Source organism: Flavobacterium sp. PLA-DH12 (genome assembly GCF_059511845.1).
Genome location: NZ_JCAMPD010000003.1, coordinates 339,685 through 355,591, shown reverse-complemented (window position 1 = coordinate 355,591; position 15,907 = coordinate 339,685). Strand labels below are relative to the sequence as shown.

Annotated in this window: 11 protein-coding genes and 1 riboswitch; of the genes, 1 reads left to right on the top strand and 10 read right to left on the bottom strand. The window is 35.0% G+C overall.

Features of this window, described 5'->3' with window-relative positions; all coding sequences use genetic code 11:
* The first annotated feature begins 13 nt into the window (after window positions 1-13).
* Window positions 14-1,141, top strand: a complete 1,128-nt coding sequence (locus AC5ZCW_RS07815) for a glycoside hydrolase family 88/105 protein (protein WP_496118941.1) — start codon at window positions 14-16, stop codon at window positions 1,139-1,141.
* Window positions 1,142-1,215: 74 nt separating this feature from the next.
* Here AC5ZCW_RS07815 and AC5ZCW_RS07810 read toward each other — a convergent pair whose 3' ends face one another.
* The 10 genes from AC5ZCW_RS07810 to AC5ZCW_RS07765 all read right to left on the bottom strand — a co-directional run bounded on the left by AC5ZCW_RS07810 (window position 1,216) and on the right by AC5ZCW_RS07765 (window position 15,777).
* Window positions 1,216-2,688: an aminotransferase class V-fold PLP-dependent enzyme gene (locus AC5ZCW_RS07810; RefSeq protein WP_496118939.1), complete on the bottom strand. Its 1,473-nt coding sequence runs from the start codon at window positions 2,686-2,688 to the stop codon at window positions 1,216-1,218.
* A 174-nt stretch (window positions 2,689-2,862) separates the two neighbouring features.
* The gene (locus AC5ZCW_RS07805) at window positions 2,863-3,606 is read right to left on the bottom strand and encodes a TlpA family protein disulfide reductase (protein ID WP_496118937.1); all 744 of its coding nucleotides are present in this window, start codon (window positions 3,604-3,606) and stop codon (window positions 2,863-2,865) included.
* 24 nt (window positions 3,607-3,630) lie between these two features.
* Complete coding sequence (locus AC5ZCW_RS07800; RefSeq protein ID WP_496118935.1) at window positions 3,631-3,855, bottom strand: DUF4369 domain-containing protein; 225 nt, start codon at window positions 3,853-3,855, stop codon at window positions 3,631-3,633.
* Window positions 3,856-4,097: 242 nt separating this feature from the next.
* A riboswitch (SAM riboswitch) is annotated at window positions 4,098-4,198 on the bottom strand.
* 215 nt (window positions 4,199-4,413) lie between these two features.
* Window positions 4,414-4,869: a response regulator gene (locus AC5ZCW_RS07795; protein WP_496118933.1), complete on the bottom strand. Its 456-nt coding sequence runs from the start codon at window positions 4,867-4,869 to the stop codon at window positions 4,414-4,416.
* An 8-nt stretch (window positions 4,870-4,877) separates the two neighbouring features.
* Complete coding sequence (locus AC5ZCW_RS07790) at window positions 4,878-7,550, bottom strand: PAS domain-containing sensor histidine kinase (RefSeq protein WP_496118932.1); 2,673 nt, start codon at window positions 7,548-7,550, stop codon at window positions 4,878-4,880.
* 221 nt (window positions 7,551-7,771) lie between these two features.
* Window positions 7,772-8,038: a hypothetical protein gene (locus AC5ZCW_RS07785; protein ID WP_343541546.1), complete on the bottom strand. Its 267-nt coding sequence runs from the start codon at window positions 8,036-8,038 to the stop codon at window positions 7,772-7,774.
* Between the two features lie 250 nt (window positions 8,039-8,288).
* On the bottom strand, window positions 8,289-10,151 hold the full coding sequence (locus AC5ZCW_RS07780; protein ID WP_496118929.1) for a TonB-dependent receptor plug domain-containing protein: 1,863 nt from the start codon (window positions 10,149-10,151) through the stop codon (window positions 8,289-8,291).
* A 321-nt stretch (window positions 10,152-10,472) separates the two neighbouring features.
* Window positions 10,473-11,777, bottom strand: coding sequence for a serine hydrolase domain-containing protein (locus tag AC5ZCW_RS07775; protein WP_496118927.1), 1,305 nt, complete (start codon window positions 11,775-11,777; stop codon window positions 10,473-10,475).
* A 4-nt stretch (window positions 11,778-11,781) separates the two neighbouring features.
* Window positions 11,782-14,283: a beta-N-acetylhexosaminidase gene (locus tag AC5ZCW_RS07770; RefSeq protein WP_496118925.1), complete on the bottom strand. Its 2,502-nt coding sequence runs from the start codon at window positions 14,281-14,283 to the stop codon at window positions 11,782-11,784.
* Window positions 14,284-14,295: 12 nt separating this feature from the next.
* Entirely contained in the window at window positions 14,296-15,777 is a 1,482-nt protein-coding gene (locus tag AC5ZCW_RS07765) for a glycoside hydrolase family 10-like protein (RefSeq protein ID WP_496118923.1), read from the bottom strand.
* Window positions 15,778-15,907 lie beyond the last annotated feature (130 nt).

Below are 15,907 nucleotides of genomic sequence, written 5' to 3'. Positions count from 1 at the left end.
CCAAAAATAAAAAATGAAGAAATTACTATTACTCTCCGCACTTTCTATTTTTTCTATAAAAAGTCTGTCCGCACAAGATTTAACGGATAAGAAGCAAATTCTAAAGCAGATGATTCTTGCCAATGATTATTTTATGCAGAAATGGCCAGACACTGGAAAAACGATTATAACCAATAAGGAAAGATCAAGCAATATCTGGACTCGCGCTGTTTATTATGAAGGTTTAATGGCGCTTCATGAGATTTTTCCAAAAGATACCTATTATGATTATGCTTACGCTTGGGCTGAATTTCACAAATGGGGATTCAACAGTGGCAACACAACTCGAAATGCCGACAATTACTGCGCCGCGCAAACGTATATTGATTTGTATAATTTGGAGCCTGAATCGAAAAAACTAAAAAATACAAAAATAAATATCAATATGCTGCTCAACACCCCTCAAATCAATGATTGGTCATGGATCGATGCTATACAAATGGGAATGCCGGTTTTTGCGAAATTGGGTGTTTTAGAAAAAGATAATCGCTATTTTGAAAAAATGTATGATATGTATATGTATTCAAGAAATAAACACGGAGACAATGGACTTTACAACGCGAAAGAAGGTTTATGGTGGCGTGATGCCGATTTTGATCCTCCGTATAAAGAACCGAATGGTAAAAATTGTTATTGGAGTCGCGGAAATGGTTGGGTAATTGCCGCTTTAGCAAAAGTACTGACTATAATTCCAGAAAATGCGCCTCACAGAGAACAATATGTAAAAGATTTAAAAGCAATGGCGACAGCGCTGGTGCCGATTCAGAGAGCTGATGGTTTTTGGAATGTCAGTCTTCATGATCCGACCAATTTTGGAGGAAAAGAAACTTCTGGAACTGCACTATTTGTATATGGAATGGCATACGGCGTAAATAACGGAATTCTAAAAAAAGAAACGTATTTACCTGTAATTGAAAAAGCTTGGAAAGCGATAACAACAGAAAGTCTTCACGAAAATGGTTTTTTAGGTTATCTGCAGTCAACAGGAAAAGAACCTAAAGACGGACAACCGCTTTCTTACGATAAAATACCCGATTTTGAAGATTATGGTTTAGGATGTTTTCTGCTTGCTGGTTCTGAAATTTATAAAATGAAGAATTAAAATAGTTTTAAAAACCCGACAGTCCAGAAACTTGGAGATAAAACCTGTCGGGTTTAATACTTAACTAACTATACTTAAACTAACTTAAACCATTCATTTACTTCTCTTGCGATGGTATCTTTAATTTCCGGATTCTCAAATTCATTCGAAACCGGATTATATTTATAATCTTTTTTCCATTTTTTATAATTTAAGGCTACTTTTTCAATCGCATCGCAAATATAAAAAAGCTCTTCATTGGTTGTAATTGGATGCAGTGATAAACGAACCCAACCTGGCTTATTGGTCTGATTTCGCTGTAATAATTCATTTGTAATTTTTGCCGATTTCTTTTCGTTGATATTAAACAAATAATGCGCATAAGTACTTGCACACGACCAGCCTCCACGTACCTGAATTCCAAAACGGTCATTTAAAAGCCTAACGATTAAATTGTAATGAATATCTTCAATTACAAATGAAACACAGCCAATTCGCTCTGTGGTTAAATCTCCTAAAATAGATAATCCTTGTACTTTTTGAAGTCTCGAAAAACAAAGATCAAGCAGTTCTTTCTCTCTTTCCCTAATTTTCTCCACCCCCATTTGCTCTTTTAATTCTAAAGCCAACGCCGTTCTAATAACTTGCAGAAAACCTGGAGTTCCACCATCTTCCCTCACTTCTATTACATCGCTGTAACAATATTTCCCTAACGGATTAGTCCATTTTACATTTCCTCCGCCTGGATTATCTGGAAAATCAGATTGGTACAATTTTTCATTAAAAACCAAAATACCACAGGTTCCGGGTCCGCCTAAAAATTTATGAGGCGAAAAGAAAATTGCATCCAATTGTTCATCTGGATCTTTCGGATGCATATCAATTTTAACATACGGCGCCGAAGCTGCAAAATCTACAAAGCAAAGTCCGTTATTTTGGTGCATGATTTTGGCTAATTCGTGATAAGGCGTAATAATTCCTGTCACATTCGAACAAGCTGTAAATGAACCTATTTTCAAACTTCTGTCTGCATATTTTTTAATTGTTGCAGCAAGAACTTTTGGGTCAACCAAATTATTCTCATCAGGTGGCAAAATCACAACTTCGGCATTGGTTTCATACCACGAAACTTGATTGGAATGATGCTCCATGTGTGTGATGAAAACGACAGGTCTGTCCTCTTCAGATTTTGTTCGAAGCGCCATAATACGCTGCAGTTTCGATAAAGCTGCCGTCATACCGCTTCCTGTAGTTACCAAAACATCAGATTCATTTGCATTAACCGATTTCTTAATAATATCTCTAGCATGCTGATAGGCATAAGTAGAGGTTTTTCCTGTCTGACTTGAAAGTGAATGCGTATTGGCAATCATTGGACCAATTTTATTGAGCATGATATCTTCGATCGGAGTGTATAATCTTCCGCTGGCAACCCAGTCTGCATAAACTAAATTTTGTTCTCCGTAAACCGATTCGAAAGTGTGGTCAATTCCTACTATATTTTCTCTAAACTTAGAGAAGTAACACTCAGGTTCTGTTGGTTTTGTTGTTGGTTCAATAGCATTCATTTCCTTTATCATTTTAATTAACTAAATTGTATTTGCAAGTGTTTTATTCTTCTTTTTGTCATTTCGACGGAGGAGAAATCACACACGTAACTCGACAAAGATTGACGACTTTCTATATGGATTCTCTAGTGTGATTCCTCGTTCCTCGGAATGACAAGGTTGCGTATTTCTTTATTAAATTTTATTCTCTAAAAGCCTTTTTAGCGTAGCTTGCAATTCTTCTCCGTGCAGGTTTTTAGCAACGATTATTCCTTTAGAATCTACTAAATAATTCCCAGGAATAGCTCTAACTCCATATAATTTAGCAACGGCACTGTTCCAGAAAAGTAAGTCAGAAACATGTGTCCAGGTTAAATTATCATCCTTAATTCCCTTAATCCAGTTTTCTTTCTTTTTATCTAGAGAAATCCCTACGATGTTGAATCCTTTATCATGAAATTCTTTGTATGCCGCTACAATATTTGGGTTTTCTCTTCGGCATGGACCGCACCATGAAGCCCAAAAATCTACTAGAGTATAACCTCCTTTTAAATTGTCATAAAGTCGAACTGGTTTTCCTTCAGGATCATTGGTTGTAAAATCAGGGGCTTTTTTGCCTACTGCTAATCCGTCTAAAACAATAGCCAATTCTTTTAATTCTTTCACGTAAGTGGTATTCTGAAGACTTTTATCCAGCAAAGCAATGTTTTGGGTAATCTGCTCTGGCGTTAATCTATAAGACCAGTTTCTGTACAATACATAAGCAGAAACAATAGATTTTGGATTTTCTGTTATGAATTTGCTGATTTCTACATCTTTGCTCTTTTTATAGGTTTCGAATAAATCTTGAGAAGCCGAACCTTCCACTACAGAAGCGGTATAATATTTCTTTGGACTCAGTTTTACCGAAATTGCATCTTTTTCAAGGAAAACATACAAAGGCGAGCTTTCTGTATTGACACTTTAACCGTATAATTCTGGTGTTTTTACTTTTGTTTTAAAACTAAAATTTCCGTCTTTTACCTTTGCTGAATCTATCGTGGTAAACATTTTATTGTGAAACTTCTGCAAGTAAACATATTGTGTCACTGTATCGACAACAGTTCCTTTTAATTGTAAATTACTTTCCTGCGCCTGAGTTTGAACGGCTCCAAGAAACAAAGCAAAACCCAATAGTATTTTTTTCATTTTATTTTTAGTTTTTAAGATTATACAAAAGAATTTCTGGCCAATGCCAAAGGACATTAGCGAATTTTAATTATTTAAAGAAGGAAATTTGGTAGAACTAATCTATTCTCGCTAGAAAAAGGCAAAGCTGTTTTCTTCGAAAATGGAATTCATAAGCTCATAACCGGCGTATAAAAATGATTCTGCTTTCATTTTAATAATTTTTAATTGGATGAACTTAAACAGATTTTCGGATGAAATCTTTCTTATCTGCCCGCTTAAAGCGGAAGGATTTAGCACCTTATTCGGCAACAGGTTGCTAAGACTTCAATGGGCCTATTCCCTCAGTCTTTCTGGATAAGTATCATTTTTTAATTTTTCTGACACAAATATATATTAATTCTACCGAATTAGTCAAGTTTAATTTGTGTTTTTTATTTTTTTCTTTAAAAAAATGGCGCTAATAAAACCACAACGCTATAAAAATCAATAAATTAAAATAAATTTGTTTTTATTTACAAACTCCTTTTTATAAAAGAAATTCATACTTTTTTTTCATAGAAAAGCAAAGTATTTTACTTATTCAGCAGTAAACACATGCAGAAATTTATTCTTTTCTAGATCGAAAAGTGCTTTTTTTAATCCCTTATCAAGGTTTGAAGTAATCGATCCAAGAACCTTTTTTAGATCCTTAAAATCAGTTGGTTTGACAAAATAGCATACAGCACCAAGATTTGCTGCCGCTTCTAAATCGTTTTTATGTGAAGAAGTAGAAATCATAACGACTGGAATTCCTTTATAATTCTCATTCAATTTCAGCCTTTTCAAACATTCCCACCCGTTCATTATAGGCATATTCAAATCCAGAAAGACAATCCCTGGAATTTCTTCTTGTTTTTCGAGTAATTTTAACGCTTCGCTTCCATTTTCGGCACAATGACAAATAATACTTTCATCTATATCTGCCAGTGCTTCACAAAACATTTCTGCATCATCCTGATCATCATCTGCCAATAAAATTATCTTTTTCCCCATAGTTTTAATTAAATGTCTTTTTCTTTTTGTTCAAATGGCAGTGTTATGCTAAAAACTGCTCCTTTATCAGCAATTCCTGTTGCGCTAATACTTCCTCCATGCCGTTCGGCAATTTTTTTACAGAGAGACAAACCTAAGCCCGTTCCTTCGTAACGATCTTTGGAATTTAAGCGGGTAAAAGTTTCAAAAATACGTCCAGTTTGATTGTCTTCAAAGCCAATTCCGTTATCTTCTACCGTAATTACCGCCACTCTTCTTCCGTCTTCAATTTGTTCATTTGCTTTAATTGTGATTTGGGGCGACACTTCTTCTCTAGCAAATTTAATAGAATTGTTAATCAGGTTATAAAACAATTGATAAAGCAATACAGAAGCTCCTTCAACCACAGGGAGCTCTTCATAGTAAATTTTACCTCCTGTTTTTTGAAGCGCGATTTCAAGGTCGCTTTCTATATTTTTAATCACTTCATTTAAATCGACAACCGTTGCTTTTTGCAAATCGGCATTGATTTTAGAATAGGCCAACACACCGTCAATCATAGTAAACATACGGTCTGCCGCAACATGAATTCGTTCAATATATTTTGAAGATGATTCGTCTAACTGTTCGCTAAGATGATCTTCGAGACGGCTTAAAAATGTTTTGATTTTTCTAACGGGCTCTTTTAAATCGTGGGATGCAACATGGGCAAACTGCTGTAAATCGTCGTTGGAACGCTGTAATTCTTTGGTACGCTCTGCCACCAAAATCTCCAATTTTTCGGTAATCGATTTTTGCTCATGAATATCAGTGCAAGTACCAAACCAATTGGTAATTACGCCTTCTTTATCTCTTATTGGAAGCGCTTTACTCAAAAACCAACGGTATTCTCCCGTATTGGCATTTTTTAAACGAAACTCAATCTGATACGAAGTTCCTGCATGAACACTTTGATACCAAGTTTTTGAGACTAAAGAAACATCGTCTGGGTGAAGTACGGGCATCCAACTTGAATCTCCAAATTCATGTTCATTGAAACCAGTATATTCGTACCAGCGGCTGTTATAATAATCTATAAATCCTTCTGGATTAGATGTCCAGATAATTTGTGGCACAAGATCTGCAAGCTGCCTAAATTTTTCTTCGCTTTCTGCAATTACATTTTGAAGTTCTTTCTGCGAAGTAATATCGCTTGAAGCACCAAACCATTCTACAATTTTTTCTTTATCGTTTAATATCGGAACCACTCTAGAAAACACCCATTTCACAGTATCATCTTCATTTATAATTCTGTGTTCCATTTCGAAAATACTTTTCTCCACTATCGATTTGGAAATAAGATGCACAGCACGCTCCAAATCACTCGGGTGAATAAATTTATCGAGCCAATTGATGCCTTTTTTTCCTGAACTAGACAACTCTCCGTCGCCCTCTAGATTATGCATGATCATCCAATCGGCATCCATGCGATAAACCAGATCAGATGAAGCGTTGATTAAGGCTCTAAAACGGTTTTCACTTTCTTCCATTTTCTGGCGTGCCACCACTTGCTCAGTAACTTCTACTGCTACTTGTATCATACCAGTTATCTCTCCTTCTTCTATTAGAGGTCGATAAGCCAGATTATAATAGTAGTTCTTCAATTCTCCTGTCCGATTATGAGGCACTAGAACTTCGCTTTGATCAAACGGAATTCCTTCGTTATAAACCTTTAGAACTTGTTCCCACACATATTGCCCTTCTAGTTCTGGCAATACATCTATCAGACGCATGCCTATAATTTCTTCTCCTCGCCCTATCATTTGGAGCATATGTCTGTTTATCTGCTCAATAACAAGATCGTCTCCTCGAAGTACTAAAGTCGGAGCTGGAGTCTGATGAATCATTTTACGGAAACGGCTCTCATTTTGCTGCAGTTTCTCTTCAGCCAGTTTACTTTCGGTTATATCTCTTGTGGTTCCAGCAACACATTCTACTTCACCTTTTTCGTTGAAAACGGGAACAAAAATATAGTCGTAAATTCGTCTTCCTAATTCGGCATGCGGAAAAGAAACTGTTCCTCTAATTGGCTTTTTGTTGGCCACAACAGCATCAATTTCGCTTTCATGCATTTCGGCATGCCAGTCTTCATAGCCATTTTCTCTTAATCCGCGGCCAATAGAATCTTGTTCTGTTTTGCCCCACATGGTTAATAAAGCTTTGTTTGTATAAATGAACTTATAATCAAGATCAAATACATAAACCAAATCGGGAGTGCTGTTTATTATAGAATTGTAAAGTCTTTTTTGTTTTTCTGCATCAATCAATGCTTCATTCAATGCAGTTTCTGCCTGTTTTTTTTCGGTGATGTCTTCCATCGTTACCACCAACAATTGATCTTGAGCTACGGCAGTAAAACGGAACCATTGTTTTTTGGTTTCAGTACCAAACCATTGTTCAAAATTAGATGGAATACTGGTTTCTAAAGTTTCAATAAACTTTTCAAGAACGTCTGTTCCGTTTACATTAGAAAAAACTTCACTGTATCTTTTATTTTTATAATCCGAATTCCCGATCCAGTTTACTAAATAGGCATTACATAATAATATCGTAAAGTCTCCAGCTTTACCCTTTTTACCATACAAAGGTTTCAAGACTGCAATACCATTTGGCGCAGAATTAAAAACAGTTTGAAAAAGGTCTAGATTATGTATTAGCTCCATTAAGATATTTGATGAAAAAATTTCTAATGCTGTTTTTTGCTACTAATGAAACGTAAATTTGTTAAATTCTTTCTCAAATATAAATAAAAACACGATTGCCTGTTTAAAAAATAAAAAAAGCCAAATCGTTTAAAATTTGGCTTTTTTTCGGTTTGACAAGAATAACATCAGTTACTGTCTAATATGCAAAAGAGCGGAGTATTTTTCCGCTCTTTTTAAAATTAATCTGTTTTTGTTTCTTCATTTCCAAAAGTACGAATATTCATATTGGAATTATCTTTATGTCTCAGTTCTTCATAATCGCTATCATCTCCCCAATCTCCTGTATTGGTGTGCTGAATAGGGTTGTCACTTTCATTTACATATTCTTCTTTATTTTCGCCATTCGGAAAATACATATGGTATCCTAAAATAGGATCCCAGTTTGATTCCTGAGTACGATCAATACCATCTTGGAATAAATCGTTTTGTTCATTTCTTGTTTCCATTTTCTACAATTTTACACCCTCAAAAATTGAAAGCCCGATTATTATTTCATTCGTAAGTTAGTAAAATTCAACAAATTAAATCACAACCTATTATATCATTTAACGAAAATTTTACATGATTCTGTATTGTTAAATAAATTTTCTAATGCGTTTTAATTCATTTTTTAGAATTATACTGAAACTAAAAAAGCCTCTAAACACAAGGTTCACAGGCTTTTAAAAAATATCTGAATTCTTGAAAATTTACTTCTTAAAAAGTAACCAGTTTTACTCCTAAAGTAAACCAGCGTGATGGCAACGGTACTGCCCCTACTTCGTAATAAGTTGCATTGAATATATTTTGTCCGTCTAAAAAGATTGTAAATTTATTAATTGACTGACTTACTCTAAAGTCATTTACCCAATAAGATGGTCCTGTGATTCTTTCGTTAAAACGAGTTGCAAACATAACCGATAGATTTTTAAACTGATAATCTATAGTATTGGTAATTTGATGTTTTAATGACGAAATTGCATATTTTGAATATGTTTCTGTACGCGCACTTTTGAATTCAGAATCTAAATAGGTGTAAGCCAAAAGAATATTTAATCTAGAATCTTTAGAGAAATCGAATCTGTAAGTTCCGCGTAAATTGATTCCGTTTGTGTTTAAATCTCCAGTGTTTTGGCTCTGCCAAGGCTGTGTGGTAAGATTACGCATCCAGTCGATATAATTGTCAATTTTTCTATAGAAATAATTGGCATTCAAGCTTAAAGCTCTTTTGTTGTACTTGAATCCAATCTCGCTTTGAAAAGCATTTTCTGAATCCAAATCTGGGTTTCCAACATTTCCTGTCTGTTTCAAATACAAATCTGTAAACGACGGAATTCTTTGGCTTGTTCCGACATTTCCAATAATTTTAAATGCATCGGTAATCGCATAACTAGCATCAATTCCAGGATAAATCTGCCATTTGTAATCTGAATTGTAATTTAAATATGTTCCGATATTTACATCCAGTTTTTCAGTAAAACTTCTTCTATATTCTGCATAAAGTCCCACATTTTCGCGATCGTGATCTCCAATGTTTGATGAATGGATGTTTTCATTTCTAAATTCAGCTCCAAAACCAATTTCTCCTTTAGATAATTTTACTGTAGAGTTTAATTCTCCTGCAATAGAATTGGTATAATGCTGACTTCTTCCAACAGCCAGATTTGAATTTCCTAAATAACGGTAATCATCATAATTGTAACGATATGTTATTCTCGGCATAATTTTCCAGCTATCCGTAATTTGATGATTAGACTGAAGATTAGCAAACGTAGTCTGAACAATTTCCGTTGAGTTTTTATCTCCCGGCGCAGCATAAAATCCGTTTGCTCCAAATCCGTTTTTGATATACCCTGCAGAACCCTGAATTTCATTTTTATCATTGATCTGCACATTTCCCTGATAGAAAATTTTGTTGTTTTCGAATGCTGTGTTGTAACGGTAACCGTTGCTTTTATCATGCGAAGCAAAAAGTAAATGCTGCTGTTTTTCTTTACCTAAAACAGCTCCCGCCTGAACTCCTGCTCCGTAAAAAGTATCTCCTGTATCTTGAGTGTCTTTTTCAAAATTAGATCCAGCGTAAGTGCTTACCATAAAACCAGAATCGGTTGGCTTTTTGGTAATAATATTAATTGCTCCTGTTAAACTGTTAATTCCGTAAATTCTCGCTGCTGGTCCACGAACGACTTCGATTCTTTCAATTGCTTCAACCGGAAGAGGCAGATTTAGCATATTATGGGCAGTTTGTGAGTCGATTACTTTTGCTCCGTTTAATAAAACAACAGTCTGCTCAAAACTTCCTCCATCAACACTAATGTCGGCTTGAGTTCCAAAAGGCCCTCTTTGTCTGATATCTACTCCGTTGGCATACTGCAATACTTCTTGCAAGGTTCTTCCTGGCAGTTTTTTAATAGTTTCGCTCGAAATAACATATACATTTCTATTTTGTTTAGAAATTGGTGTATTAAAACGGCCTTCATTAATAATAACTTCATCCATTTGGTTGATGGAATCTTTCTTTGTCTGTGCGTAAAAATTGGTACAAATTACTGCAAAGGCAGCAAAATAGATTTTTTTCATTTTGGTTTACTATTTTTTTGGCAAAAGTAGCTTCTTACCGTACCAATAAAGTATACCGGTTTTATAATTACAACTAGACCGGATGATATTGTGATCTATTTTTCTAAAATCTAAGCAAAACTGAGAGATATTACTTATAAATCAAATATTTAACTCTTATTTTATTTTTCTGAGTTAAATTTTTTTTTTGCCACGAATTCACAAATTTCTCTTTTACAATCTGTGTGCTAAAAACACGCGCTGAATTACACCAAACATTTGAAATAATTCGTGACTCGAGCGATAGCGAACAGGCGAAGCAATTCGTGGCTAACAAAAAAATCATTTATTAATTTGCCTCCAGATTTTAGCACTAAAATCATCCTTGTACATTAATCTGTTTGTTCTAGTTGGATTAACTCGATTCGTTAAAATGATTACAAATCGGTTTGTATTTCTATTCATAAAGAAAAATGTCCCCGTAAAACCCGTATGTCCAAAATCGTCTTTTGTAAAAAACTCGTCTGGTTTTCTTTTGTCAAAACCTAAACCACGATAAATTCCTTCTTTGGCAAGCGGAGAATCTGTAAACTCTTTTACGACATTGGCTTTTAAAATCTGTTTTCCTTTGTAATTTCCGTTGTTCATTAACATTTTACAGATTACGGCAATCGATTCTGCGTTGGCAAACAAACCTGCATTTCCAGAAACGCCTCCAAAAATGGCCGCTGCTTCATCGTGCACATAACCTTTTACAGTATCTTTTCTAAAGAAATTATCTACTTCAGTCGGCATTATATTATCTATTGAAGTCCATTTTAGCGGATTATATCCAATTTTTGAAATGCCTAATTCAGTATAAATTTCATTGGTAAACTGATCGAGTTTTTTGCCTGTTTTCGTTTCAATCATTTGCTTCACCAAAAGCAAATTTAAATCGCTATACAAATATTTCCCTCTCGGATTTGTATTTGCTTTCGCAATCCTTTCATAAACCGACGGATAAAATTCTGGATTCAACCACATGTTTTTATAAATCTGAACCCAATTTTCTTTTGGCTCAAAAACCAAATATTTTGAATCGTAAATGATGTTTTTATTTACATACATATTATCAAAAGGCTCAACATATTGCTCCGATTTTTTATCGCTCAAAAAAGGCGAATTATCTGGTGTAGAAAGCAGTGCTTGATAAAAAGTGATACTTGGCGTTAATCCAGAAGTATGCGTTAAAAGTTCAAAAAGCGTTAAATCGGCAATCGCTGTGTTTTTGTACATCGGAACAATTTCGCCCACTTGATCTGTCAATTTAATTTTTCCATCTCCAACCAAACGCATTGTCACAAGAGTCGCTCCTAAAACTTTAGACATTGAAGCCAAATCAAAAACGTCATCTGGTTTTACTAATTGCTTTTTCGCATAATCATGATAACCATAATTTTTAGATATCAGATTAGAATCTCCTGTACCCACGATAATTTGCGCTCCTGGAAAAAAGCCTTTTTCCAGCGCATTTGTCATCATCGAATCAATGTAAACTTCATTTCTTTTTACATCAAAAGATTGCTTTGCCTTTTTCTGCGAATAACCTTTTACTCCCAAGAAAATCAAGGAAACCATTATAATTTTAATACCAATATTTTTCATAGTACTATGGATTAATTTTTAAGTCTTGTCCTGCCATCAAAGGCTCATTATTGGTTCCTGTAATTTGTATTCTAACTGCTTTTACAGGCTTTTTCGGATAAATGGATGCATTTCCGTAATCAAAATTATCGCCTTTTATGAAATCAGTTCCATTGTATGAAAACTCCACAAAACCATTGTTAATGATAAATCTTGGGTGATGCGGAATTCCAGTTAAAACATCTATTTTAGAAGTGGTTACAGGATTAGTAAAGGTATACAAAATCCAGTCGCCGTCTTTGCAGGCAACATCGGTACGCAAATACGATTCTTCATTATAATCCTGCAGATTCGAAATTGGAAACTTCGGATTTTCTGCCATCGATGAAGTCACTTTTACTTCTGGTTCCTGATAAGGCGTACAGATGAATTTTACATTTGCCGCAGATTTTTTCTCTTCTTTATTTTCAATTGTAAAATCTAATCGATATGTATTTTTTTCGTTGTAATTATCAATCAAAAATCTCAATCGAGGTTTTGATTTTAATGCTTTTTCGTCTGCATAAGTCTGCACTAATTTATCATTTTCGAAAAGCGAAAGATTTTTGATTGTTCCGTTCGCTCCATCATCTGTTGGATTAAAACTTAAATACCAAATACCTTTTTTATCTACATGATCTGAGATATTTTCCGAAATAGTCAAAACTTCTGCTTTTGAAGTATTCCAATTGGCTACAGGCAATTTTTCAGCTTTCACCGCAGGACTTGCCGAATATTCATTAAAAAATACTCTGAACATATAGCGTTCATAATCCTTCGTTTGAATTGGTCCTGTATACAAAGGCGATTGTCTTGTTGGTTCATTTCCATCTTTATCAAATCGCACAACAGCACCTTCATAAGGTGGCGTTACAGTAATTGTTCCGTTTTTATAAATCGCTGTTGGAGGAAAATCCCTGAAAGCAATTCCCATATCAGCCAATCTTTTTAAATGGCTATTGGTTAATCTTCCATAAAAATCATCCCAGTTTTTATCTTCTTTTTTAGACCATCCAATTTCAGACAACGCACTGATTCTCGGATAACTTTGATATTCCATAATTCTTGCAGGACGATCTAAATATTCACTCCACAAAGCACCTTGAACGCCAATGATATTTTTCTGTTCTTCTGGAGTTAAATCGGTATCTGGAATTGGTTCAAACGAATAGGCTCTTTTGGTATCTGTGATTGCTGCCCAACGATGGCCACGTTCTGTTTCAGATTGTGCCATATCGTAATATGTAAATTGCCCTGGCATCATGATGGTTTTATATCCTTTTTTTGCCGATTCAATTCCGTAACTAATTCCTTGCCAAGCAGAAATTAGCGTATTTGGATTGATTTCTCCGCCTTTCAGAATTTCATTCCATCCATCTGTTTTTTTATGGTATTTGTCTACAATTTTCTGAACTCTTTTAAAGAAATAATTCTGAAGCTGAAAACTATCTGTAAATCCTTCTTTTGCCATTAAAGCTTGACATTTTGGGCAATGTTCCCAATTGGCACGGTTGACTTCGTCTCCCGCAACATGGATGTATTCAAAAGGAAATAATCCAGATAGTTCTCTAATGATTGAATCTAGAAGATCATAATTTTCTTCACGGCCTACACACCAAACATTTTTCACTTCTCCCTGAACACTTTTAAGTTCCTGCGTTATCGCGCAACCCACTTCTGGATACGAAGCCGTTACCGCACGCGAATGTCCCGGAATTTCAATTTCTGGCATTACAGAAATACCACGATCTGCGGCATAAGCCACAACTTCTTTAATATCTTCTTGTGTGTAAAAACCTCCGTAACGTTTGTCTCCAGAACCATAAGATGGAAGCAAAACTTCTCCAGGTCCTCTCCAAGCGCCTTTTAAAGTTAAATCTGGCAATGATTTAATTTCGATTCTCCAGCCGTTATCGTCTGTTAAATGCCAATGAAAAACATTCATTTTATGAGCAGCCAGCCAATCGATATAATTTTTTACGGTTTGTTTGTCGAAGAATTGTCTTGAACAATCCAACATCATTCCACGCCAATCAAAACGAGGATAATCTTCAATTTTCACAAACGGAACAGTTCCTTTTTTAACTTCTTTTGCAGAGCAAATTTGCAGTAAAGTCTGGAATCCGTTTAAAACGCCTTTCTCCGTTTTTCCTTTTACGAAAATTCCTTTTTCGTTTATTTCCAATTGATAACCTTCATTTGGAAGATCCAATTTCTTATCTACAAGAAATGAAATAGTGTTCTTTCTGTGTTTTTTCCCAATCGAAACAATTGGGGTAATTCCAGTATTTTTGGAAAAACCTGTCGTAATATATTCGGCACTATTTTTTAGTTTTTTGTCTACAACAATTTTTAATGGCGAAGGCAAAACAAACTGTCCTGCGCTTTGCTGAACGGATACAGGTTTTGGAATTAGGTCTAATTTTTGGGCTTGTACAAAACTAAGCGAACTTAGAAATAGGGCTAATAGAAGAATACTTTTTCTCATTTCTTTTATATTTTATTTTATTGAAAATTCAATCGGACTGCTTTCTGTCTGGGTCTGACTCAAAGCGGTGAGCGCATAAACGTAGTTTTCCAAATCGGCGTTTGGCACTTCAAGTTTTAGAGCCGTTGTCACATAATAAATATTCTGAGGATTTGAGAAATCGGTTATTCTTCCTTTTGGGAATTTGTAGATTACATATTTTTTGTCATTCAATGCCGCTTTCCAAGTCAAAACTGCTTTATCGCCTTTTTTAGCAATCACCGCATTTGTTGGCGGTTCTGGTTTTAATCTTGTAATTCTGTTGGCTTCGGGAGTTAGAGCGATGTATTTGTATTCTTTTTCAATAAGAGGTTTTCTAAGCGTATCTCCTTTTTTTAGAAAATTCGAAGCGGTAAAATGCATAGAACCATCGATTTGAGGCATTTTACGAATCATTTCGATTTGTTTTACAATTTGATCAGGACTTCTCCATTCTGGTTCTTTAGCCGTAGTTGAAATTTTATAATCACCATGACCAACGTAAACATTTGCTCCATATTTGTGTTCTGCCCACCATTTTGCCAGAACTTCAAAATTGGCTCTATCAAAACCAATGTGCCAATAGATTTGAGGCGTTACATAATCGATCCAGTTTTCTTTTTGCCATTTTAAGATATTCGCATACAAATCATCATAATTGGTTGCTCCTGCTCTTGTATTAGAACCTTGCGAATCTTTGGCAATATTTCTCCAAACTCCAAATGGCGAAATTCCGAACTCGACTTCTGGTTTATTGGCAATAATAGTATCTCTGATTTGCTTGATGATTAAATCGACATTGTCTCTTCTCCAATCGTCTTTATCTGTAAACTGGCGCGGTTCTTTAGCAAATGCTTTATCATCTGGAAACTCCTGTCCTTCAATTTTATACGGATAAAAATAATCATCCATATGCACAGCCTGAATATCGTATTTACGAACAATTTCGCCTACAACAGAAGCAACAAAATTTCTGGTTTCCTGCAAACCTGGATTAAAATATCTCGTTTTTCCGTACGTCAGAAAAAGGTCTGGTCTTTTAAAATATAAATGATTTTTTGAAAGCACATCTCTTACCGTATCTTTTTGAACACGATACGGATTAAGCCACACATGAACGTTCATTCCGCGTTTTCCTGCTTCGTCAATCATCATCTGCAACGGATCGAAACCTGGTGCAACGCCTTGAGTTCCGGTTATCCAATGCGATGCTGGTTCTTTTGTTGATTTATAAAATGCATCTGCAGTTGGACGAATTTGAAAAATTACAGTATTCAGATTATAAGAACGTAGAATATCCAAAATGGCAATCATTTCGTTCTTCATTTCTTTGTCTGATAATCCTGGTTTAGACGGCCAATCGATATTTTCTACGGTAGAAATCCAAGTGGCTCGCATTTCTCTTTTTGGAGATTGCTGACTGAAAATTTTGGTCTGAATCAGCAATACCAAAATCATAATTTTTAGACTTTTCATAAATTATTATTTTAGGTCGTTAGTATAATATTTTTGGTAGAAAAATTTAACCGCAAAGAGCGCAGTGGTTTACGCTATGTTCGCAAAAGTTTCTTTTCCTTTTTTAAATCTCGCAAAGGTACAGAGACGC

Coding starts and splice junctions, on each gene's coding strand:
- AC5ZCW_RS07815 (WP_496118941.1), top strand. CDS start 14: ATGAAGAAATTACTATTACTCTCCGCACTTTCTATTTTTTCTATAAAA.
- AC5ZCW_RS07810 (WP_496118939.1), bottom strand. CDS start 2,688: ATGAATGCTATTGAACCAACAACAAAACCAACAGAACCTGAGTGTTAC.
- AC5ZCW_RS07800 (WP_496118935.1), bottom strand. CDS start 3,855: ATGAAAAAAATACTATTGGGTTTTGCTTTGTTTCTTGGAGCCGTTCAA.
- AC5ZCW_RS07795 (WP_496118933.1), bottom strand. CDS start 4,869: ATGGGGAAAAAGATAATTTTATTGGCAGATGATGATCAGGATGATGCA.
- AC5ZCW_RS07790 (WP_496118932.1), bottom strand. CDS start 7,550: ATGGAGCTAATACATAATCTAGACCTTTTTCAAACTGTTTTTAATTCT.
- AC5ZCW_RS07785 (WP_343541546.1), bottom strand. CDS start 8,038: ATGGAAACAAGAAATGAACAAAACGATTTATTCCAAGATGGTATTGAT.
- AC5ZCW_RS07780 (WP_496118929.1), bottom strand. CDS start 10,151: ATGAAAAAAATCTATTTTGCTGCCTTTGCAGTAATTTGTACCAATTTT.
- AC5ZCW_RS07775 (WP_496118927.1), bottom strand. CDS start 11,777: ATGAAAAATATTGGTATTAAAATTATAATGGTTTCCTTGATTTTCTTG.
- AC5ZCW_RS07770 (WP_496118925.1), bottom strand. CDS start 14,283: ATGAGAAAAAGTATTCTTCTATTAGCCCTATTTCTAAGTTCGCTTAGT.
- AC5ZCW_RS07765 (WP_496118923.1), bottom strand. CDS start 15,777: ATGAAAAGTCTAAAAATTATGATTTTGGTATTGCTGATTCAGACCAAA.